The following is a 20,409-nucleotide window of genomic DNA, read 5'->3' on the forward strand; positions in this document are numbered from 1 at the left end:
GCTAAACTTGGCTGGTAAGAGCCCCAGATCTCTTGCGCGCACGCACTCGCAGGTCTTGGGGCATTCTCATGCACTTCTGGCGGCATCGCGTGTTGTGCGGGTGCTGCCGCAACGATGGGGGAGGATCCCATGCCAGCGATCGTTATTGTCGGAGCCCAGTGGGGCGACGAAGGTAAAGGCAAAGCAACCGACCTGCTCGGCGGACGGGTTGACTACGTCGTCAAGCCGAACGGCGGAAACAACGCGGGGCACACCGTGGTCGTCGGCGGTGAAAAATACGAGCTGAAGCTGCTGCCCGCAGGCATCCTGAGCCCCAACGCGATCCCGATTATCGGTAACGGGTGCGTCATCAACCTCGAAGCACTGTTCGAAGAGATCGAAGGGCTTGAAGCCCGCGGCGCCGACACCTCAAAGCTGCGCATTTCGGCGAATGCCCACCTGGTGGCGCCGTACCACCAGGTACTGGACAAGGTCACCGAACGATTCCTCGGCAAGCGGGCGATCGGCACCACCGGGCGCGGTATCGGCCCCGCCTACATGGACAAGGTGGCCCGGCTCGGTATCCGCGTCCAGGACGTTTTCGACGAATCGATCCTGCGGCAGAAGGTTGAAGGCTCCCTCGCCCAGAAGAACGAACTCCTGGTCAAGGTATACAACCGCCGCGACGTGGAGGTGGAGGAGGTGGTCGAGTACTTCCTCGGCTTCGCCGACCGCCTCCGGCCGTTGGTCATTGACTCCACCTACGTGCTCAATGAAGCGCTCGACGCCGGCAAGGTGGTCCTCATGGAGGGCGGCCAGGCCACCTTCCTCGACGTGGACCACGGCACCTACCCGTTCGTGACGTCGTCGAACCCCACCGCCGGTGGCGCGTCGGTCGGCTCGGGCATCGGCCCCACCCGGATCAGCCGCGCCGTGGGCATCATCAAGGCCTACACCACGCGGGTGGGAGCCGGACCGTTCCCCACCGAACTGTTCGACGACATGGGCATGTACCTGCAGACGAAGGGCGGCGAGTTCGGTGTCAACACCGGCCGTCCCCGCCGCTGTGGCTGGTACGACGCCGTTCTTGCCCGCCACGCTGCCCGGGTCAATGGCTTCACCGACTACTTCGTGACCAAGCTTGACGTACTTACTGGGATCGAACAGATTCCGGTGTGCGTGGCGTACGACGTCGACGGCGTCCGGCACGACGAGATGCCGATGACCCAGACCGACTTCCACCACGCCAAGCCCATCTTCGAGTACTTCGAGGGCTGGACCGAGGACATCACCACAGCACGCACCATCGACGACCTGCCGGAGAACGCGCAGGTCTACGTGAGGGCGCTGGAGAAGATGTCGGGCGCACGGTTCTCGGCCATCGGGGTCGGCCCGGACCGCGACCAGACCATCGTCATCAACGACCTGATCTGGTAAAACGGCCAGTGGACCCCGCCAGCGCCAGCACTGGCCTGCTCCTTGAGGCCGCCATCCGGCGGTTGCTCGACGAGCGCGCGCCGGAGGCGACGATCTGCCCGTCGGAGGCTGCCCGTGCCGTCTCTGACGGGCAGTGGCGCGACCTGATGGACGCGTCCCGCGACGCCGCCAGGCGGTTGGTGGCGGCGGGCGAAGTGGAGATCACCCAGGGCGGGAGGGTCATCGACCCGACGACGATCAAGGGTCCCATCCGGATTCGGCGCCGGCACCCGTAGGCCCCTTACATTTCCAGCGCACCCGCCGACAGTTCAGTGAGGAGCCGACGGCCACAGACCGACCGTCGCACACACTTTCCTAGGTGGCAGCAATGGCGTTTCATGAGCGGGCACAGCCCGCGCCCCGGCGCTCGCCGTGAACGGCGACGGGCTGGACTACGAGGCGTTGTTCCAACAGGCTCCCTGTGGGTATCTGCTAACCGACGACGACGGCACCATCACCGCCGTCAACGACACCTTCCTCTCCTGGTCGGGTTATGCCCGCGCGGACCTGCTCGCCACACCGCTGCACCAGTTGCTGCCCGCCAGCGACCAGTTCCTGTACACCATGCACTGCGTCCCGCAGCTGCACCTGATCGGTTCGGTCGAGGAACAGGCACTGGAGGTGATCGGCAGGGACGGAGTGCGGCGTGCTGCACTGCTGTCCGCCACCCGGGTGGCCCCGACCGGGTGCACTCCGGCCCTGGTGCGGGTCGGGATCTTCGGGGCGCACCAGCGGCGCCGCTACGAAGAACACCTTCTCGAAGCGAGGCGTCAGGCTGAAGAGTCGGAGGCGCGGTGCGTTGCGACCGAGGCAGTAATGCGGCGTCTGGCCTCCCATGACCCCCTGACCGGGCTGCTGAACCGCCCCGCGTTGATCACCGCGTTGGATGCCGCTCTCTCCGGCGTCGCACCTGGACGGCGCACCGTGGTGTTCTTCGTCGACCTGGACCATTTCAAGGCGGTCAATGACAGCCTCGGCCATGCCGCGGGCGACGAACTACTCAGCTCGGTGGCGCGACGGCTCCAGGACGCTGCCAGTGATCCCCTGTGCGTAGCCCGGCTGTCGGGGGACGAGTTCGTCGTCGTCGCGGCCGTCAGTGGCGCGACCGCGGTCGACGAGGTGGGTCAAATGGCAGAACGGCTGCTGGGCGCCCTCCAGGAACCGCTGGTGATTGAGGGCCTTGAGGTGGTGGTGAGCGCCAGCATTGGTGCGGCGGTCTGCGAGGACGGTGACGCCGCGGAACGCTTGCTGCGCCGGTCCGACATCGCTATGTACCAGGCAAAGGCCAGTGGGCGGAACACCTGGGAACTGCACGATCCCTCTCAATCGGATCCCGCGGTGGATCGGTTGCAGCTCGTGGGGGAGCTCCGCCACGCAATCAGCGATGGCGAGTTGCGCGTGTACTACCAGCCCCGGGTGAACCTGCGGGACGGACGGCTGACGGGAGTCGAGGCACTCGTCCGGTGGGAGCATCCCCGCCGGGGACTGTTGCCGCCGTCGGAGTTCATCGGCCTCGCGGAGGAGTCGGGTTTGATTCGCGAACTGGGGGCGTGGGTGCTCAACGAGGCGGTCGCCCAGGCAGCGCGCTGGGCCGACGAGGATCCCAACCGTGGGCCGGTGGAGATGGCCGTAAACCTCTCCACCCGTCAGCTGGCCGACCCGGAACTGCCACGACGGGTCGCCTCGGTGTTGGGCCGCCATGGCTTCGACCCGTCGCTGCTGACCCTGGAATTGACCGAGACCTCGCTGATGGTGGGACCGGAGGCAGCCCTGCGGGCGCTCTGCGCGTTGAAGGCTCTCGGTGTCGGGTTGGCTGTCGATGACTTCGGGACCGGTTACTCAAGCCTCACCTACCTGAGGCAGTTCCCCATTGATGAGCTGAAAATCGACCGATCCTTCGTTTCGGGGTTGGGCATCAACAGTGGCGACTCGGCAATCGTGGCCAGCTGCGTCCAGTTGGCCCACGCCGTCGGTATCAAGGCGGTGGCTGAGGGCGTCGAGACCGAGGGGCAACGAGAGGCCCTGATCGGCCTCGACTGCGACCTCGCGCAGGGCTACCACTACGCCAGGCCGCTACCAGCCGAAGAGCTGGCGTCCTGGTTCGCGATGGAGTCAGTCGTACCGGTGCAAGCTGTCGGCGGCGCCGCGGGCTGAGTGCCTTGGCGCCGCCTGACGGTCCCTGGGCTACAGGTTGACCGTCACATCAGCAGCCTCACGGAGGCTGGAGACCAGGGACTCGGCGGCAGCCGACTGCTTCTGCGTCTGGAGCTGCTCCTCGAGAGCGGTGCGCACCTCTTCAAACGGGGGAATCTCGGTGTCCTGTTCGCTGGCGGCGTTCTGCTCCTCCTGCTGTGCCACTGCCTCGTCGTAGGCGGCGGTGAGCTCCTCCTCGGTGGGCGCGGTGTCGCCGGCCTCTTCCTCTATCAGCTGCTCCACCTGAACCTGGGTGGCGAGCTGCTCGTTGACGGTTTCCTCGTCGGTGCCCTGTTCAGCCAGGGTCGCGTAGAACTCGTCGGCTGAACTGAGCTGGTAGGTCGCAACGAGCTCGTCGAGTGCGGTGGCGATCGCTTCGTCGGTTGCCTCGATACCCCGCTCGGACGCTTCCTGGATCAGCAGTTCGGTACCGATCATGCCCTCGATGGTCTGGCTCTTCAGCGCGTCCTGATCGACGGGCTCACCTGACATCTGGGACTGTGTTGCTGCCGTCTCGTACTGGGCGGTGTACACAGCCTCGAAGTCGGTCTTTGGAATATCGGTCCCGTTGACCACCGCCACCACGTCGGGCACACCTTCCAGGTCAGGGTCGGCTACCTCTGGTGCTGCCTCGGGTGCCGCGCTCTCATTGGCGGGCGCCTGCGACGTCTCGGATCCCGACTCACTACCGTCATCCGCGGTGCCGCATGCCGACACCACCGAGACAATCCCGGCCAAAGCAATACTCAGTAACAACTTCTTCCGCACAACGATCTCCTGCCAGTTGGTTAACCAACCTGCGAAGCTATCAGGCTTGAATGGGTGTTAGCTGGGCGTCGCCCGGCCAGCGCCGCAACGACACGCTGCACCGGCGGTTCACCACCCCCAGGTGCCGGGCGCTCCCTTGAAGGGCCCGACAATGCGCTGGGTAATCCAGCCACCGTAGAAGTCCCCTTCCTGCGCCTGGACCTCCTCGCCGTCGATCAGGCATTTGTCCATGGCACCCGGGTAGATGGCTATCCGGGTGCGTAGGGGTTCGAACCCTGCGGTCGGGATGGGATAGGTCCACCCGGCCCGCGGTGCCCGGTGGCGCCGGCTGACGACGTCGTAATAGGCGGCCATCCCCTTGTACTCACACAGGGATGAGCCTTCCGCGGGGACCAGCGCGCCACCCTCAAAATCGGAGATCGGCACGTAGTACACCGGCGGGTGGCTGGTTTCCAGGACTCGGACCGCGTTGGTGGTGTCAGCGATGACCACCCCACCAAACTCGATCACCACCCGCTCGGAGGTGGTTTCCAACCGTGGCGGTCGCGGGTAGTCCCAGACGGATTCCTGGTCAGGGCCAGGGACAATACGTTGCAGTCTCATAACCCAACGATAGGACCTGGCGGCATTCGGTACGCTGTGAGGGCACCTGTTTCTTAACTGAAAGCGGAAACGATGAAGATCAGTGTTGGGCAGTTCCGCCCGAGTGGGGACGTTTCGGAGAACTTGTTGACCATGCGCAGGCTTTCCGAGCAGGCCCGCTCGGAGTCCTCGGAGCTGATCGTCTTTCCGGAGGAATCCATGTTCTCCATTGGGAAGGTGGAAGGGTCTCTCGCTGCCGCCGTCGACGAAAACTGGTCCAAGTTCGTGCAGCAACTTTCCTTCATGGCCGTCGAACTGGGGATCGCGGTGGTTGCTGGCGGGTACGAAGCCAGCGGCGAGGATCGCCCCTACAACACGCTCGTCCTGGTCGATGCCACCGGCCGGATTGTCGATACGTACCGCAAGCTGCACCTCTACGACGCGTTCAGCTATCAGGAATCCACCCGGATCAAACCGGGCGACGGCGGCATCAAGGTGGTCCAGATCGGCGACCTGTCGGTCGGGCTGATGACCTGTTACGACATCCGCTTCCCCGAACATGCCCGCGCGCTCGCCGACCGTGGCGCGGACCTGATCCTGGTGCCGGCGGCCTGGTTCAAGGGCGATCACAAGGTGGACCACTGGGAGACCCTGCTGAAAGCACGTGCCATCGAGAACACCGTGTGGATCGCTGCTGCCGGTACCTCCAGCGGACACACTATCGGCCACTCGGCCATCATTGATCCGATGGGCATCCCCCAGGTCTTCCTGACCGACGAGGATGAGTCGGTGGTGACCACTGACGTATCCCGACGGCGGATCGCCGACGTCCGGGAGTTCCTGCCGGTCCTGAAGAACCGCCGCTTCGCTCGCAACGAGGAGATCGTCGAGTCGCACTGAGGCGGATCCCGGTGTAGCCGCGTCAAGACGGTGGCCGTGGGTAGTCCTGGAGTACCCGCACGCGGTCATGGACCGGGTGCTCGCCGCCACCGGTGAGCGGCTGCCACCGCAGTGGGCGCTCCAGGTACCCTCTGACTACGTGGACGTGCTCCGCACCGCAGTGCCCGAGGCCGTGCGGGCCGCAGGAATCGACCCCGGGACGTTATCGGATCGTCACCGACTTCACCGCCTGCACCATGGTCACGACGACGACGACGACGACGACGGCGGCACGCCCGCTCAACGAACTTCCCGGTCTTGAGACCCGGCCGCATGCCTACGTCAAACTTTGGACGCCGGGAACGCGCTGAAATAGCTGCGGTCGCATCTGACCCCACGCACAAAAGGCCCTGAGGCCAAGGATCGCCGGTTCCTACCGGCGTTCCTTGGCCTCAGGGCCGTTTCTGTGAGGGATGGAGTCGAGTGGTTTACCTGGCCCGCGTTGCCCGGACGGCGTCCATGATGGTGGCGTCGGGATGTTCCTCACGGTATTGACGCACCTTCGCGGTGTCGGCTGGTCCGGTGCCGGTTGGTCCGGCGTTGGCGCCGCCCGGTGTGGCGCGTCCGGCGGTGGTGGCCGAATAGGCCCAAAGCCCGAGCGCCAGGGCGACCCAAGCAAGGCCGGTGAGAAGGTTCGAGAAGACCACGCCAACGGTGATCCCCGCGGCGGCAAGCACCAGAATGGCGATCGGTAAGAGCTTCTTCATGGATTGCCCTTTCGCGTCGGTAGCCAAGGTAGTTTTCGCTCCGGTGATCAGGCTAGTTGAAGCACGTCGACGGGTTCAGCCTGGATACGCAAAAACGGCCCTAAGGCCAAGGAGTGCCGGTTCCTACCGGCGTTCCTTGGCCTCGGGGCCGTTTCTGTGAGTCGCTAACCGAGCTAGCGGCGTGTTTGCGGGAGTTAGGCGGTGACCTGCCGCTTCGAGGAAATCACGCCGGTGTTGAAGCCGGCCAGGTTCAGCCCGCCGTGGAACCGGGCGTGTTCAATCTTGATGCACCGGTCCATCACCACGTTCAGGCCAGCCTCCTCGGCGTCGTGAGCGACGTCCTCGTGCCAGGAACCGAGCTGTAGCCACAGGGTCTTCGCGCCGACGGCTTTCGCCTCCGTGAGGACACCTGGCAGGTCGTCGTGCTTCCGGAACACGTCAACAATGTCGGGCACCTCCGGCAGGTCCGCCAGTGACGCGTATACGGGCTGGCCCAGAATCTCCTTCGCCACCGGGTTCACGAAGTACAAGCGGTACGGCGATGACGACTGCAGGTAGGTCGCCACGAAGTAGGACGCGCGGGACGGCTTGTCGGACGCCCCGACAATCGCCACCGACTTGGCATTACGCAACAGGGAGAGCCGCTCAGGGGCTGATGGGCCCTCCCAGGTACGTGCCGTTTCCAGGTCAGCGCTCACGCCTTCACTCCATCAACATTCGGGTCCAATTTATCCTCCAGGTTCGGTGCCGTAGCGAGGTCCAGGGCTTGGTCGAGGTCCCACAGGATGTCCTCCAGATCCTCCAGGCCGATCGAAATCCTCACCAGATCCTCGGGGATGCCTGCCGTGACCAGCTGCTCGGCGGAGAGCTGCTGATGCGTCGTCGACCCGGGGTGGATAACCAGCGTCCGTGCGTCGCCGACATTCGCCAGGTGGGAGGCCAGCTGCAGCGACTCGATGAACGTCTGCCCCGCAACGCGGCCGCCCTTCACCCCGAAGCTGAACACCGAGCCGGGGCCCTGCGGCAAATACTTGGCGGCCCGCTCGAAGTGCCGGTGGGAGGGCAGCCCCGCATAGTTGACGTACTCCACCCGGGGATCGTTCTCCAGCCACTCGGCGACTGCCTGCGCGTTGGAGAGGTGTTCATCCATCCGCTGGGCCAGCGTCTCGACCCCCTGGAGCAGCTGGAACGCGGACATGGGGGACAGCGACGGGCCGATGTCCCGGAGCTGCTCGGTGCGCAGCTTGGTCAGGAACCCGTACTCCCCGAAGTTCGCCCACCACTGAATGTTGCCGTAGGAGGGCACCGGTTCGGTCATGGTGGGGAACCGGCCGTTACCCCAGTTGAAGGTGCCGGCCTCGACGACGACGCCGCCCAGGGTGGTCCCGTGCCCGCCGATGAACTTCGTCGCCGAGTGGATCACAATGTCGGCGCCGTGCTCGATCGGACGAATCAGGTAGGGGGTGCTCAGGGTGGAGTCGATGATCAACGGCACACCGGCGTCGTGAGCGATCTTCGCCAGCCCCTGAATGTCGGCCACCTCGCCCGATGGGTTGGCGATCACCTCGGCGTAGACGGCCTTCGTGTTGTCCTGGATGGCGGCCGCATAGTCGGCTGGGTCGGTGCCCGGGACGAAGGTGGTGTCGATGCCAAACCGGCGCAACGTCACGTCGAGCTGGGTGACGGTGCCGCCGTACAGCTGCGACGCGGCGACGATATGGTCCCCGGCCTGGCAGAGCGCAGCGAAGGTGATAAATTCGGCGCTCATGCCCGACGCCGTCGCGACCGCCCCGATGCCACCCTCCAGCGACGCGATCCGCTCCTCGAAGGCCGCGACCGTGGGGTTGCCGATCCGTGAGTAGATGTTGCCGTACTTTTGCAGCGCAAAGAGGTTTGCGGCGTCGGCCGTGTCCTTGAACACGAACGATGTCGTCTGGTAGATGGGGACGGCCCGGGCACCATGTGCCGAGTCGGGGGTGCCCCCTGCATGGAGTGCACGCGTACGGAATCCGAAGCTGCGGTCAGCCATTAGACACCTGCCTTAATGTTCTCGTGAGTGACGTCGTTGACGATGAAATCCAGGCCCTCTTTGCGGGCGAGGTCCGCTTCAAGTTCGCGGACGATGGGGAGGACGTCTTGGCCGAAGGCTTCGACTTCCTCCTGGAAGTGGAGGTAGCAGGTCAGCATCAGGTTGACGCCGATCTTCTTGTACTCGACGATCCGCTCGGCAATCTGCTCGGGCGTGCCGATCAGCTGGGTCTTGAAACCGTCGTTGTACTGGATCAGGTCCTCAAAGGAGGAATCTGCCCACATGCCCTTGCCGTCCTTGGTGGAGGCACCGGCTTCCTGGACGGCGCCACGGAACCCCTCGACCGCTGGCTTGTGTGCCTTGGCCACAATCTCGCGGAGGGTTTCGCGGGCTTCCTTCTCGGTGTCGCGGGCAATCACGAACCCGTTGAGTCCGAACCGTGGCTTGCGCCCGGCCTCGGCGGCGGAGGCCTGCACGCCGGCGATGTTCTCCTTGAACCCCTCAAGGTCCTTGCCGTTGGAGAAGTACCAGTCGGCCACCCGGCCAGCGGTGGCCTGTGCCGCGGTGGAGTTCCCACCGAAGAAGACCTCCGGGTGCGGCCGCCCGGGCACGTCAACGGGTGGTGGGTTGAGGGTGAAGTCGGTGATGTTGTAGTACTTGCCGGACTGGGAGAAGTTCTGCTCTGTCCAGAGGCCGCGGAGGATTCTGATGAATTCCTCGGTGCGGACGTAGCGTTCGTCGTGCTCCAACCAGGGGAGGCCGAAGCCCGTAAACTCGCTCTTCAACCAGCCCGAGACAATGTTCACGGCCGCCCGGCCCTGCGAGATGTGATCAGCGGTGATGATGAACTTCGCGAGGACACCGGGCTGCCACATGCCGGGGTGGACGGCGGCAATCACCTTCAGCTTCTCGGTCGCGCCGAGCAGGGCCAGCGAGAACGCCGTCGCCTCGTGCTGCTTGTCTGCCCCGTAGCTTGCCGCATACCGGGTTTGCGAGAGGGCGTACTCGAACCCAGCGTTCTCCGCGATGCGGGCCAGCTTCTTGTTGTACTCAAAGTCCCAGCCGGTGCGCTGCTCAATAGTGGAGACCACCAGGCCGCCGCTCACATTGGGAACCCAGTACGCAAACTTCAGGGGTTGGGAAAGGTCAATAGCCATATTTGTCCTCCATCGTGCCTGGCATTAGCACCCTAATGTCACTGCCGTGGGCAGTGGCCAGGGTTGCTGCGGTGTCAATGAGCCAGATCTCTCAACCGCTCGGGATGGTCCCCACCAGTGTGACAGCACGATCGCGGTGCACCAACATTGTTGCTCTCCGTTGCAGTGGTTGGCGGAGTGGCGACCTCACAGCTGGCGGCGGACGCCCGCCTCCCGGGCTATCCCTTCGACCTGCTCGCCCATGTCGTCGGCCAGCGGCTTGGTCCCCGATCCGCGGCGCAGCAGCGGGACATGGAACGGCCCGCCTGCTTCCTCCGTTTCGAAGCCGATCGCTGCGTAGATCGCCAGGGCGCCGAGCGCGAACCCAAAGATCCCGGCGGCGGTCTCCCAGCCATCCGCACCCGTCAGGTGGGCGACGCCGGTGAAAGCGAACCGCAGCGCGGAACCAGCGAGCACGGCGGCGGCCACCAGCTTGCCCTTCGCGCCCAGGATCGGTGCCAGCATAGCTACCGCCGCGGTAATCAGGAGCACCCCGAGCGCGGAAATCGATGCGCCCCCCGGGGTGACCAGCATCGCCACCGCGATCAGCGCCCAGGTACCGGCAACCATGGCCATCCCTGTCCCGGCAATCGGATCACGGGCGCCGAAGCCAATGACGGAGGAGAACAGTTGCAGCGGTACCGTGAGCACCAGGATCCCCAGCGCAACGATCTGTTCCTCTTGAGCCGGAATGATCCCCAGTTGCAGCGCGCTGACGCCGATGGTCGCCACTGCCAGCGCCATGAACGCCAGCGGGAGGGGTGTTCCGGTGGGCCGAAGCACGATCCGGGTAATTGCCAGCCGTTCCTCGCGCCGCTTCTGTTCATCCTTGTCAATGCTCATGGCACAACCCGATCACACGCGCGTAACAACCGACAAACGCTGCGTCGGGGCGGCCCGATGCCCGGGAAGGGTGAGCAACCTGGACCGGATGGGTCAACCTGGACATCCGTGAGGGACATGGTGATCACCGATGTCCAGGTTGCTCACCGGAAGGAGGTGCGGGTCACCGGACCGGGCGCGCGGCGAGCACTGCCGCGATGCCGGGCACGCACCCCTCGTTCTGGAGCGACGTGGTGTCGCCGAGCGCCGTGTTCTCGAACAGCTGGGTCAGGAGCCGCCGCATGATCTTCCCGGACCGGGTCTTCGGCACGTCGTCGACGACGACGACGGCGGTCGGTTTCGCGATCGGCCCGATCACTGCGGCGACATGGTTCCGCAGCACCCGGTCCACGTCCTCCCCGACGGCGGGACCGGTGCCCTCCGAGGGTGACAGGACCACGAACGCGGCGATTGCGTGACCGGTCCGCGGATCAGCAACAGGGCAGACACCGGCCTCGACCACCCAGGGGTGGGCCACGAGGGCCGATTCGATCTCGATGGTCGAGAGCCGGTGCCCTGACACGTTGAGCACGTCGTCCACCCGCCCGAGGATCCAGGTGTCGCCGTCGTCGTCGTACCTCGCGCCGTCCCCGGCGAGGAACCAGCCCTGCGCAGCGAACTTCCGCCAGTAGGAATCGAGGTAGCGCTGGGGGTCGCCCCACACGGTGCGGGCCATCGCCGGTCCGGTCCGGTCCACGACGATCAGGCCTTGTTCGCCGACGGGCACGGGGTGGCCGGCGTCGTCGACAATCCGGGTGCTGACACCGGGCAGCGCACGTGTTGCGCAGCCAGGCTTGAACGAGGGGTCGGTCGGTCGGGGGGAAAGGATGGTCGCGCCGGTCTCGGACTGCCACCAGGTGTCCACCACAGGTGCGGTGCCCGCCCCGAGGTGTTCCCTGAACCAGCGCCACGCCTCGGGGTTGGTGGCCTCGCCGACGGTGCCGAGAAGCCGGATCGAGGACAGGTTGTAGTCGTTGGGCACCCCGTCCGGGAACCAGCCCATCAGCGACCGGATCAGCGTGGGCGCCGTGTAGTAGCTGGTGACGCCGTAGCGTTCGATGATCTCGAAGTGCCGGCCCGGGTGCGGCGTGTTGGGGGTGCCCTCGAAGATCACCTGGGTGACGCCGTTGGAGAGCGGACCGTAGATCTCGTAGGTGTGGGCGGTGACCCAGGCCAGGTCGGCGGTGCACCAGTGGACGTCGTGCTCCCGCAGCTCCGGGTCGGGGTGGCTGAACAGGTACTCGAAGCTCCAGGACGCCTGGGTGAGGTAGCCGCCGGAGGTGTGGACCAGACCCTTGGGCTTACCGGTCGTCCCGGAGGTGTACATGATAAACAGGGGGGTCTCGGCGTCGAACGCCTCAGGAGTGTGGTGCGGGGAGGCGGAGCCGACGACGTCGTGCCACCAGACGTCGCGCCCCTCGGTCCACTCGACGTCGTCGCCGGTGCGGCGGATCACGAGGACGTGCTCGATGCTGGGTGAACCGGACACGGCCTGGTCAGCATTGGCCTTCACGGGGACCGCAGCGCCGCGACGATACTGCCCGTCGGTGGTCACCAGGAGCTTGGCGCCGGTGTCTTCGACGCGGAAACGGAGGGCTTCGGCCGAGAAACCGCCGAACACCAGCGAGTGGACCGCCCCGATTCGGGCGCACGCCAGGGTGATCACCACCGTTTCCACGAGGACCGGGAGGTAGATCACCACCCGGTCGCCCTTGCCGACTCCGAGGGACAGCAGCGCGTTGGCGGCCCGTGACACCTCGTCCTGCAGGTCCGCGTAAGTGACGGTGCGCCGGTCTCCCGGCTCGCCCTCGAAGTGCAGGGCCACCTTCTTCCCCAACCCGGCATCGACGTGCCGGTCCACGCAGTTGTGAGCCACGTTCAGGCGGCCGCCGGCGAACCATTCGATGACCGGGACGGTCAGTTCGACGTCGTCCCCACCGTCGTCCCCACCGTCGGCCCCTCCCGGAAGCGGGCGGGCGGGGTCGAAGCTGTGCACGGCCGACCACTCGGTGTCCCAATCCAGCCGGCGGGCCTGCCGGTCCCAGAAGTCGAGATGCTCTGCCTCGGTGAGCGGGTCGGCGTCCTGCAGGCTTAGGCCCATCGTCGTACCGCCCACTTCTCGGCGATCCCCAGCAAGGCGTCGGTGGTCTTGCCAATGATGGCCAGCAGGATGATGGCCAGGAAGATCCTGTCCACCCGTCCATTGTTCTGTGAATCACTGAGCAGATAGCCGAGCCCCAGGGAGGAGGCAATCAGTTCCGCGGCGACCAGGAACAGCCACGCCTGGGCGAGCCCCAGCCGCAGGCCCGAGAAAACGGCGGGAATCACCGCCGGGAGTTGCACGGTGGTCAGCAGCTTCAGGCCCTTGAGGCCGAACGCCCGGCCGGCTTCGACCAGGTTCCGGTCCACGTGGCGCAACGCAATGTAGACGGTGGTGAACACCGGGAAGAAGGCGCCGATGAGAATCAGGGTGATTTTCGAGTCTTCACCGATTTTCATCCACAGGATCAGCAGCGGTACCCAGGCCAGGGAAGGGACGGCCCGGAGCGCGCCGATGGTCGGTGCCAGCAGGGCGTCGGCGATCCGGGACAACCCCACCAGTGAGCCGACCACCAGTCCCAGGGCCGCGCCGAACGTGAAGCCCAGCAGCACCCGTTGGGTGGAGATACCGATGTGGGTCCACAGCTCGCCGCGCTGAATGAGTTCGACGGCGGCGTTGAACACCGCAGCCGGCGGCGGGACCTGGACGGAGCTGAACAGGCCGGTGACCGAGTTCAGCTGCCAGACGGTGATGATCAGCGCCGGCAGGAGCAACCCGAGGAGCAGACGCACCCAGCCACGCCGCAGCGGGCCGGTCTGGGACCATCCATGTGCCGGCCCGCCCCGTTCGGGCGGCGGCTGGGTGGCGTCTGCCGTTGTCACGGTGGAGCCTGAGGCCTCTAAACCGGCCTTGCTCGCTGCCGTAACACTGTTCCCGGTCACGTACGGGTTCCCCAGATGGGTCATGAGGAGGCCTCAATCGCCGCGGGGTCCGCGTTGCGCACCAGGGAGTCATCAAAGAGGGTGTCCAGCGCTTCATCGACCTGTTCCTGGCTGGAAACATCACCGGATTCGACGAATACCGGCCCGATCTTTTCCAGCACGGCACGCTGCGCATCCCCCGGGGCGGGGTCGACGGACAGGTTGGTGCGGTCGATGATGACGGCGTTGGCGATCTCGACGTCGATTCCAGCGACTTCGGCGAGGATTTCCGCTGTCTCTTCGGGGTTCTCGGTAGCCCATTCGCGGGCCTTTTCGTAGGCATTCACGACGGTCTGGGCCAGTTCGGGGGATTCTTCAAGGAACTCCTCGGTGGCGTTGAGGAAACCGTAGGTATTGAAGTCGATGTCCCTGAAGAAGAGGGTGGCGCCATCCTGCTCGGCGGAGGCCATGATCGGGTCGAGTCCGGACCATGCATCGACCGACCCGTTGGCCAGCGCAGCCCGCCCATCGGCGTGCTGCAGGTTCTGCACCGTCACCTCGGAGGGATCTACCCCGCCGGCCTCCAAGGCCTGCAACAGGAAGAAGTACGGGTCAGTCCCTTTGGTGGCGGCGATTGACTTGCCGCGCAGGTCCCCGATTTCCTCGATCCCGGAATCCGCGTTGGTTACCAGGGCAGACCATTCCGGCTGGGAGTAGATGTCGATGGTCTTGATGGGTGAGCCGTTGGAACGGGCGAGCAACGCGGCCGAGCCGGCGGTGGACCCGACGTCGATCGCCCCGGCACGCAGGGCCTCGTTGGCTTTGTTGGACCCGGCGGACTGGATCCAGTTGACGGTGACGTTCTCCTCGGCCAGTTCAGCCTCGAGCCAGCCCTGTTCCTTGATGACCAGGGACAGGGGGTTGTAGGTAGCAAAGTCGATGTTCAGTTCCCCGCCCGCCGGACCGGCGGCGTCCTCGCCGGCCATGCACCCGGTCAGGGCGAAGGAGGCGACGACGGCGAGGGAGGCCGCGCCCAGGGCGGTGCGGCGGGGGAGGTGCGATGGGTGGCGGTTCATGGGGGTCCTTTGGTGAGACACGTCGTGGGGGACGGGGTGGGTGGGAATGGGAAAAAACTGGGTGGTTCTGGGTGTGGCGCGGGTGCCGGGGGTGCAGGAAACTACTGCAGCGCCGGGAGGTGGGTGGCCGCGGAAGAAGGACAGGAAGGCGCGGCCTAGTGGCCGGTCACTCCCAGGGAAGTCAGCAGGGAACTGCGCATTCGGCCGAGATCGGCCGAGTTGCGGTCGCGTGGCCGGTCCCCGGGGACGGTGAGGACCTCGGTGATGGTGGCGCCGGGTTGGTCGCCGTCGGCGCCCAGGACAATGATCCGGTCGGCGAGCTGCAGCGCTTCATCGACGTCGTGGGTGACCAGCAATACCGTGGTCGGTTGGGCCTTGTGGATGTCGAGCAGGAGGTCCTGCATTTTGATCCGGGTGAGGGCGTCCAGGGCACCAAACGGCTCGTCGAGGAGGAGGACCCCGGGGTTCCGGGCCAGCGCCCGGGCCAGGGAGGCCCGCTGTGCCATTCCGCCGGAGACCTCCCTCGGGCGGTGCTTGGCGAACTGGTCGAGCTCGACCAGCTGCAGCAGCTCAGCCACTTTCGCCTTGCCCTCACTGGCGCTGGACGCCTTGGGCAGGCCGATCGCGACATTGGCCTGAAGGGTGTGCCAGGGCAGCAGTCGTGGCTCCTGGAAAGCCACCGCGCAGCGTTCGTCGATGCCACGGACCTCGGTGCCGTCGATCACCACCGAGCCGGCGTTGAGGGCGTCCAGGCCCGCTGCGGCCCGCAGGAGGGTGGATTTTCCGCACCCGCTGGGCCCGAGGATGGCGAGGACTTCCCCCGCAGCGACGTCGAAGTTGATGTCGCGGAGGACGGTGCGCCGGTCAGCGGCGGGTCCGAAACTGCGGCCCAGGCCGGTGAACCTCACGTTGAGCGCCTGCTTGGCGGACACGGTGGTAGGGGACTGTGGTGATGCCAGAACGGTCATAGGATTAACTCCATCGATCCTGGCGGTAGCACCCTACTGTCACCGGCTGCCCTCTGCACTGATGCTCTGCAAATGGTCAGCCGGATGGCCAGGGTTGCTGCGGCTTCATCGATCCAGGTCTCTCGGCCGCTCGGGATGGTCAACCACTACTAAACTCCTGTGCAGGGGTTCCCCGCAAGTGGTGGCGTAACAATCCGACCGATTGCAGCGAAAGGCATAGCACCGTGACTCACAGCAACGATCCTGAAGTGATCCGCAAACTCCTGACCACGCCTGGACGCTGGGCGGTGGTGGGGCTCTCCAACAACCCCCGGCGTGCGGCGCTCGGGGTCTCCCGGTTTCTGATCGACAACCTCGGCCTGGACGTGGTTCCGGTCAGTCTCAAGGGCGACGACGTGCACGGGCGCACCGGGTACCAGCGGCTCGCTGACATCCCCGGAGCTATCGACGTCGTCGACTGTTTCGTGAACTCGTCGAAGGTTGGAGCGGTGGTGGACCAGGCCATCGAGGTGGGCGCCAAGGCGGTCTGGCTGCAACTCGGGGTCATTGACGAGGCCGCGGCGGAGCGGGCCAAGGCGGCAGGGCTCGACGTCGTCATGAATACCTGCCCGGCCATCGAGGCCCCGGGAATGCGTCGCTAAGTGGTGGCCTGTAACCGCTACATCTTCTGGTAGCGGGACCGGATCACCATAAACACGCCGTAAGCAATCAACCCGAGAGCCACTACGCCCAGGATCCAGGCGCCGTACGGCTGACCCTGCAGCGACTTCAGCGCGCCGTCCAGGCCGGTGGATTCCTCGGGGTCATTCTGCACCGTCGCGACGATGAACAGCAGGCCCAGCACTAGGAGGGCAACCCCCTTGGCAATGTAGCCCACCACGCCAAGATTGACGACGGCGGCCCCGGCACCCTTTCCGGGCAGCGCCTTGAGGTTCTCCTTGAACTTCTTCGTGGCACCGCTGTAGACGAAGTAGCCGCCGACCACCATGACACCGGCGCCGACCGCCATCAGCAGCACCGAACCCGCCGGGTTGGACATCAGGGAAGCGCTCACGTTCTGGGTGCTCTCGCTGCTGTCGCTGCTGCCACCCGCAGCATAGGTGGCGAACGTTCCACCAATCACGCCGTAGGTCACGGCCTTGGCCGCATTTTTGGCGCGGAACTTGAGCTTGTCGGAGTCCTTCATGCCGCGGGCACCGAAGAACACCTCACTGAGCATGAACAGTGCCAGGGCGATCGACCCGATCGAGCACGCCCACAGGAGGAGCGAACCGCCGGGGCCGTCGCCGAGGGCGCTGATCGCACCGCTCTGGTCCGCGCTGCCGGAGCCACCCACGGCGACGCGGAGGGCGATCACCCCGATCAGGATGTGCAGGAGCCCGGCAGCGATGTAGCCGGCCCGTGCAGCGACCTCGAATGCCTTGGAATCCGATACGTCCTCGGCGGCATCTGCTGCCTTGCCAGCCTGGCGTTTTGCCTCGCCCATGGTGTGCTCCTGCGGTTGGTTTTCTCCTATCCTGCCACCTTTTGGCGGTAGGCTCGGCCCATGGATCCAGTTGTTCTGCGGGAGTTCTGTCTTGCGCTGCCTGGAACCTACGAGGACTTCCCGTTCGGTCCGGACGCCTCGGTGTTCAAGGTGAAGGCGCCGGGCGGCGCCGCGAAGATGTACGCCCTGTCAGACCTTTCCGCCCCTGACCTATCGGTGAGCCTCAAGTGCGACCCCCTCCTCGCCGAACAGCTGCGTGCCGCGCACCCCGAGATCGTGGGTGCCTACCATCTGAACAAGACCCACTGGAACGGTGTCTCGTGCACCGGGGAGCTTCCGGATCCGATGATCCGGGACATGATTGAGGATTCATACGACCTGGTGGTGGCGTCCTTGCCCCTCCGGGACCGCGTAATGCTCGGCTGGAGCAGATTGGCAGCAGATGACGACTCCTGAATTCACCTATCCGACCGTTGGCCTGAGCCAGAGGGGCGAATCTCCGGCGGGGTTCCGCCTGGTGACCCGGCGGGTCCGGGTCGGAGCGGGTTACGCCGCCTACGCCCGGCTCGCCGAGGGGATCCTGTCCTGGCAGCTGCACCGGGGGGCCGGGTTGAGCGTCCCGGCGGGCCAGGCCAGGGCCGCCGTCGGCGTTGAGGTGGTACCAGCGTTTGGGATCGGCCCAGTCCGGCTACCCGCCCCGTGCCGGGTGGTGTGGGTCGAGGAACCGGGCGACGACGACGGCGGACCGCAGCGTGCCGGGTTCGGGTACGGCACGCTGCCGGGCCACCCGGAACGGGGTGAGGAGGCGTTCATCGCCGTTCTCGATCCGGAGGGTGCGGTGTATTTCGAGGTCTTTGCCTTCAGCCGGCACGCCAACTGGTTCTTCACCCTCGGCGCCCCGGTGGCCCGTTTCTGCCAGGAGCTGGTCACCCGCCGGTACCTGGCCACGGCCCGGGCGCTGGCACTCCAGCCTGGACCGGGGGTACACCCGGTCTGAGGGCTACCCGGTGGGAACGAGGGAGACCATCGGGTGGGCGGTGGGCCACCACCAGCACCGAACGGGACCCGGACCAGGCCGTGAGCTCCTCCAGCAGAAGGGCTGTTCCGTCGCCGTCGAGCCCGTTGAAGGGCTCATCAAGCATGACCAGGCTGAAGTCACCAAGGGTGCAGAGAATCAACCACAGTTTCCTGCGGTTGCCGGTTGAAAGCGAACCGGCCTCTGTCTCCAACCACTGGCCCATCCCGTAGTTTTCGGCCCGAATCACCCCTGCAACGGGATCGGCTCCGGCCCACCGGGCTGCGAACACCAGATGATCCCGAGCGGTCATGGCGGGGTAAAGAGCGGGTTCAGTCCGACAGATCCGGCGCACCTGCGACGCCCTGGGAGACGAAGCATTTAGGCCGCAGACGGTTACTGAGCCTGACAGGACGGGGAGGTAACCGCTGATCACTTCCACCAGGGTCGATTTCCCGACGCCGTTTCCCCCCTCGACCAAGGTGATGCCGGGGCGGCGGATGTCCAGGCTCAGGTCCGTGATCACCGGGTCCGATGCGTGGTATCCGGCGCTGACGCTGTCAAGAGTCAGGAAAGGCTGGTGATGTGCTTGCGCAGACATACTGTGGCACCTCCTAGAAGGGCCGCTACCCCCAGTGGCATGAACCAGGGATCTGCGGCAGGGAACGAAAGGGGTATTGCTGCGGGGAGCGCGGCAAGAACAAGTGTTGCGAGGCCGGTGAAGATGCTTTCGGCTGCCGTACCGTCAGCGGCGCGGGGCGGGGGGAAAAGCGTTTCGGCGATCAAGGCTGCCGCTACGGCCCCCACCCCGAGGACAAATGGCGAAAAGACGGCGAAGCCGAGCAGCAGCGAAGTTCCGCCAGCGAGAAGAGCCGATAGGGCTGCCACCGGTGCCACCACAGCCAATAGCTGGGCTGTCACAGCTGTCCGTACCTCGGCACCGGATTCGACCGCCGTGCGCAGGTGACGACCGTACGCGTGCGGGCCAATATCGTTGATCGTCAGATCGGCCAGGGTCACGCCGAAGAGGACTGCTGAGAATGCGATGGTGGGCAGAACGAGGTCCTCAAACAGCCCGGGCTCGAGCAAAGATGTTGTGCTGAGGGTGGGAGCCCCGGAAAGCAGTGCTGCACCAAGTGCCGCAATCCCGCCGAGGAGAGCAGCTGTGATCCGTACTTGCACCAGATAACGCCATCCGGACAACCTTTGGTCACTGAGGATTCGGGCCCACCTCATCCCCGCCGGCCCGAACCTGGGGAACTTGTGGGATTGGGCGGGGTGCGCCTCGGCGGGAAACGAGATCCGACGAAGTCTGCCCCAGAGCGGAATCATCGCCGAAGCGCACGTTGCCAGCAGGATCAGCGCCGGGAAGGTCAGTGCGGGCAAGGACAGTGGGCCAGAGCCTTGGGAGGCTGCTGTGGACTGCAGCAACGGCAGAATGAGCCAGGTGACGGCGGCCCCCAGCGTGAGTCCCGCGGGGATGGTCAGGGCTGCGGCCTTCCACAACCGAGGTTGTGTTGAGCCGCGGTGGCTCGCAGCGTAGAGTCCAGCCGCGGAGGTGGCCAGGCCCAGCGCCACCGGTACACAAAGGAGGGCGGTCCAGATCATCGCCGGCGCATTGCTGCTGCCGTCATAGGCATCGGACAGCGAGAACCCGGCACCGACGCCTGCCCCGACCAGGAGCCAGAGCAGGCCCGGGCCGGCAGTCCGGGGCAAGGCATAGACCAGGTAGATGGTGGTGGCAGGAATGTCCAGGGCACGGAAGAAGGACCGGTTGGGGTGGCCTGACACCGAGTGTCGAAACCGGCCCAGCGTTTCTGCGAGAAGTGAAGCGACCCCGGTATAGACCATGAGCAGCAAAACCGGGCCCAGCACATACCTCTCCAGCTTTACTGTGTCCAAGGAATTGCCCGCCAGGACGGCGCCGGCGGCAGCGGCTGCGGGAACAACCAAAGTTCCCACCAGGACCGCCAATGCTGTGCCCCGGCGGAGCATCGTGAGACTCATCGTCAACCCGAGAGCGTTGGCGAACTCGATCAGACGGAGGTCGATCACCAGTCTGAGCCGCCGTCGGGCAGGAACGTGGTCGGCTCCGCTCGTCGGCAGGGAGTCCCGCCGGATTACGGGAGTAATCTCACGGGACACTTGAGGG

General features: G+C 65.7%; 21 protein-coding genes, 1 pseudogene and 1 riboswitch. Of the genes and pseudogenes, 8 read left to right on the plus strand and 14 right to left on the minus strand.

Annotated elements, in window-relative coordinates:
- The first annotated feature begins 129 nt into the window (after nt 1–129).
- From IWX64_RS10705 to IWX64_RS10715, 3 genes are all read left to right on the plus strand, one after another.
- A complete protein-coding gene (locus IWX64_RS10705; protein ID WP_196867110.1) occupies nt 130–1,416 on the plus strand; it encodes an adenylosuccinate synthase in 1,287 nt (428 codons plus the stop codon).
- An 8-nt stretch (nt 1,417–1,424) separates the two neighbouring features.
- Nucleotides 1,425–1,691: a DUF3253 domain-containing protein gene (locus IWX64_RS10710; protein WP_196867111.1), complete on the plus strand. Its 267-nt coding sequence runs from the start codon at nt 1,425–1,427 to the stop codon at nt 1,689–1,691.
- A 136-nt stretch (nt 1,692–1,827) separates the two neighbouring features.
- Nucleotides 1,828–3,609, plus strand: coding sequence for a putative bifunctional diguanylate cyclase/phosphodiesterase (locus tag IWX64_RS10715; protein ID WP_196867112.1), 1,782 nt, complete (start codon nt 1,828–1,830; stop codon nt 3,607–3,609).
- A 30-nt stretch (nt 3,610–3,639) separates the two neighbouring features.
- On the opposite strand, the gene IWX64_RS10720 is transcribed toward IWX64_RS10715, so the two are convergent.
- Both IWX64_RS10720 and IWX64_RS10725 read right to left on the minus strand, forming a co-directional pair.
- The gene (locus IWX64_RS10720) at nt 3,640–4,416 is read right to left on the minus strand and encodes a SurA N-terminal domain-containing protein (protein WP_196867113.1); all 777 of its coding nucleotides are present in this window, start codon (nt 4,414–4,416) and stop codon (nt 3,640–3,642) included.
- Nucleotides 4,417–4,524: 108 nt separating this feature from the next.
- On the minus strand, nt 4,525–5,019 hold the full coding sequence (locus IWX64_RS10725; protein ID WP_196867114.1) for a DUF427 domain-containing protein: 495 nt from the start codon (nt 5,017–5,019) through the stop codon (nt 4,525–4,527).
- Nucleotides 5,020–5,091: 72 nt separating this feature from the next.
- On the opposite strand from IWX64_RS10725, the gene IWX64_RS10730 reads away from it, so the two are divergent.
- Nucleotides 5,092–5,898, plus strand: coding sequence for a carbon-nitrogen hydrolase family protein (locus IWX64_RS10730; protein ID WP_196867115.1), 807 nt, complete (start codon nt 5,092–5,094; stop codon nt 5,896–5,898).
- Nucleotides 5,899–5,941: 43 nt separating this feature from the next.
- Nucleotides 5,942–6,230 (plus strand): annotated as a pseudogene (locus IWX64_RS10735) (ribulokinase); the annotation flags it as partial.
- A 135-nt stretch (nt 6,231–6,365) separates the two neighbouring features.
- Here IWX64_RS10735 and IWX64_RS10740 read toward each other — a convergent pair.
- The 9 genes from IWX64_RS10740 to IWX64_RS10780 all read right to left on the minus strand — a co-directional run bounded on the left by IWX64_RS10740 (nt 6,366) and on the right by IWX64_RS10780 (nt 15,756).
- Entirely contained in the window at nt 6,366–6,644 is a 279-nt protein-coding gene (locus tag IWX64_RS10740) for a hypothetical protein (protein ID WP_196867116.1), read from the minus strand.
- 194 nt (nt 6,645–6,838) lie between these two features.
- On the minus strand, nt 6,839–7,342 hold the full coding sequence (locus tag IWX64_RS10745; RefSeq protein WP_196867117.1) for a CoA-binding protein: 504 nt from the start codon (nt 7,340–7,342) through the stop codon (nt 6,839–6,841).
- On the minus strand, nt 7,339–8,673 hold the full coding sequence (locus IWX64_RS10750; RefSeq protein WP_196867118.1) for an O-acetylhomoserine aminocarboxypropyltransferase/cysteine synthase family protein: 1,335 nt from the start codon (nt 8,671–8,673) through the stop codon (nt 7,339–7,341). The genes IWX64_RS10745 and IWX64_RS10750 overlap by 4 nt, the downstream gene beginning before the upstream one ends.
- Nucleotides 8,673–9,830 carry a dimethylsulfone monooxygenase SfnG gene (gene sfnG, locus IWX64_RS10755; RefSeq protein ID WP_196867119.1) on the minus strand — a complete coding sequence of 386 codons (1,158 nt, stop codon included), beginning with the start codon at nt 9,828–9,830 and terminating at the stop codon, nt 8,673–8,675. Before sfnG ends, IWX64_RS10750 begins: the two co-directional genes overlap by 1 nt.
- Before the next feature lie 6 nt (nt 9,831–9,836).
- Nucleotides 9,837–9,941, minus strand: a riboswitch (SAM riboswitch).
- Nucleotides 9,942–10,016: 75 nt separating this feature from the next.
- The gene (locus IWX64_RS10760; RefSeq protein WP_196867120.1) at nt 10,017–10,712 is read right to left on the minus strand and encodes a hypothetical protein; all 696 of its coding nucleotides are present in this window, start codon (nt 10,710–10,712) and stop codon (nt 10,017–10,019) included.
- A gap of 163 nt (nt 10,713–10,875) precedes the next feature.
- Complete coding sequence (gene acs / locus IWX64_RS10765) at nt 10,876–12,852, minus strand: acetate--CoA ligase (RefSeq protein ID WP_196867160.1); 1,977 nt, start codon at nt 12,850–12,852, stop codon at nt 10,876–10,878.
- Complete coding sequence (locus tag IWX64_RS10770; protein WP_196867121.1) at nt 12,843–13,757, minus strand: ABC transporter permease; 915 nt, start codon at nt 13,755–13,757, stop codon at nt 12,843–12,845. The genes acs and IWX64_RS10770 overlap by 10 nt, the downstream gene beginning before the upstream one ends.
- Entirely contained in the window at nt 13,754–14,788 is a 1,035-nt protein-coding gene (locus IWX64_RS10775; RefSeq protein ID WP_196867122.1) for an aliphatic sulfonate ABC transporter substrate-binding protein, read from the minus strand. Before IWX64_RS10775 ends, IWX64_RS10770 begins: the two co-directional genes overlap by 4 nt.
- Before the next feature lie 155 nt (nt 14,789–14,943).
- Complete coding sequence (locus tag IWX64_RS10780; protein WP_196867123.1) at nt 14,944–15,756, minus strand: ABC transporter ATP-binding protein; 813 nt, start codon at nt 15,754–15,756, stop codon at nt 14,944–14,946.
- A 224-nt stretch (nt 15,757–15,980) separates the two neighbouring features.
- On the opposite strand from IWX64_RS10780, the gene IWX64_RS10785 reads away from it, so the two are divergent.
- Nucleotides 15,981–16,397 (plus strand): CoA-binding protein, encoded by a 417-nt coding sequence (locus IWX64_RS10785; protein ID WP_196867124.1) that lies wholly within the window; start codon nt 15,981–15,983, stop codon nt 16,395–16,397.
- A 17-nt stretch (nt 16,398–16,414) separates the two neighbouring features.
- Here the strand turns inward: IWX64_RS10785 and IWX64_RS10790 are convergent, their stop codons facing one another.
- On the minus strand, nt 16,415–17,242 hold the full coding sequence (locus IWX64_RS10790; RefSeq protein ID WP_196867125.1) for a DUF1206 domain-containing protein: 828 nt from the start codon (nt 17,240–17,242) through the stop codon (nt 16,415–16,417).
- 60 nt (nt 17,243–17,302) lie between these two features.
- Here IWX64_RS10790 and IWX64_RS10795 point away from each other — a divergent pair, with 60 nt between their 5' ends.
- The gene (locus IWX64_RS10795; protein ID WP_196867126.1) at nt 17,303–17,698 is read left to right on the plus strand and encodes an MmcQ/YjbR family DNA-binding protein; all 396 of its coding nucleotides are present in this window, start codon (nt 17,303–17,305) and stop codon (nt 17,696–17,698) included.
- The gene (locus IWX64_RS10800; RefSeq protein WP_196867127.1) at nt 17,685–18,239 is read left to right on the plus strand and encodes a DUF1990 family protein; all 555 of its coding nucleotides are present in this window, start codon (nt 17,685–17,687) and stop codon (nt 18,237–18,239) included. The genes IWX64_RS10795 and IWX64_RS10800 overlap by 14 nt, the downstream gene beginning before the upstream one ends.
- On the opposite strand, the gene IWX64_RS10805 is transcribed toward IWX64_RS10800, so the two are convergent.
- A complete protein-coding gene (locus IWX64_RS10805) occupies nt 18,169–18,858 on the minus strand; it encodes an ABC transporter ATP-binding protein (RefSeq protein WP_196867128.1) in 690 nt (229 codons plus the stop codon). The genes IWX64_RS10800 and IWX64_RS10805 overlap by 71 nt on opposite strands.
- Entirely contained in the window at nt 18,825–20,402 is a 1,578-nt protein-coding gene (locus IWX64_RS10810; RefSeq protein WP_196867129.1) for a hypothetical protein, read from the minus strand. The genes IWX64_RS10805 and IWX64_RS10810 overlap by 34 nt, the downstream gene beginning before the upstream one ends.
- Nucleotides 20,403–20,409 lie beyond the last annotated feature (7 nt).

Origin of the sequence: Arthrobacter sp. CAN_A212 (assembly GCF_015752345.1) — a bacterium.
Classification (GTDB): domain Bacteria; phylum Actinomycetota; class Actinomycetes; order Actinomycetales; family Micrococcaceae; genus Arthrobacter_D.

Bases quoted from the DNA above. Each gene is read 5' to 3' on its own strand.
- IWX64_RS10705 (WP_196867110.1), top strand. From the start codon at position 130: ATGCCAGCGATCGTTATTGTCGGAGCCCAGTGGGGCGACGAAGGTAAA.
- IWX64_RS10725 (WP_196867114.1), bottom strand. From the start codon at position 5,019: ATGAGACTGCAACGTATTGTCCCTGGCCCTGACCAGGAATCCGTCTGG.
- IWX64_RS10730 (WP_196867115.1), top strand. From the start codon at position 5,092: ATGAAGATCAGTGTTGGGCAGTTCCGCCCGAGTGGGGACGTTTCGGAG.
- IWX64_RS10740 (WP_196867116.1), bottom strand. From the start codon at position 6,644: ATGAAGAAGCTCTTACCGATCGCCATTCTGGTGCTTGCCGCCGCGGGG.
- IWX64_RS10750 (WP_196867118.1), bottom strand. From the start codon at position 8,673: ATGGCTGACCGCAGCTTCGGATTCCGTACGCGTGCACTCCATGCAGGG.
- sfnG (WP_196867119.1), bottom strand. From the start codon at position 9,830: ATGGCTATTGACCTTTCCCAACCCCTGAAGTTTGCGTACTGGGTTCCC.
- IWX64_RS10760 (WP_196867120.1), bottom strand. From the start codon at position 10,712: ATGAGCATTGACAAGGATGAACAGAAGCGGCGCGAGGAACGGCTGGCA.
- acs (WP_196867160.1), bottom strand. From the start codon at position 12,852: ATGGGCCTAAGCCTGCAGGACGCCGACCCGCTCACCGAGGCAGAGCAT.
- IWX64_RS10770 (WP_196867121.1), bottom strand. From the start codon at position 13,757: ATGACCCATCTGGGGAACCCGTACGTGACCGGGAACAGTGTTACGGCA.
- IWX64_RS10775 (WP_196867122.1), bottom strand. From the start codon at position 14,788: ATGAACCGCCACCCATCGCACCTCCCCCGCCGCACCGCCCTGGGCGCG.
- IWX64_RS10780 (WP_196867123.1), bottom strand. From the start codon at position 15,756: ATGACCGTTCTGGCATCACCACAGTCCCCTACCACCGTGTCCGCCAAG.
- IWX64_RS10790 (WP_196867125.1), bottom strand. From the start codon at position 17,242: ATGGGCGAGGCAAAACGCCAGGCTGGCAAGGCAGCAGATGCCGCCGAG.
- IWX64_RS10795 (WP_196867126.1), top strand. From the start codon at position 17,303: ATGGATCCAGTTGTTCTGCGGGAGTTCTGTCTTGCGCTGCCTGGAACC.
- IWX64_RS10800 (WP_196867127.1), top strand. From the start codon at position 17,685: ATGACGACTCCTGAATTCACCTATCCGACCGTTGGCCTGAGCCAGAGG.
- IWX64_RS10805 (WP_196867128.1), bottom strand. From the start codon at position 18,858: ATGTCTGCGCAAGCACATCACCAGCCTTTCCTGACTCTTGACAGCGTC.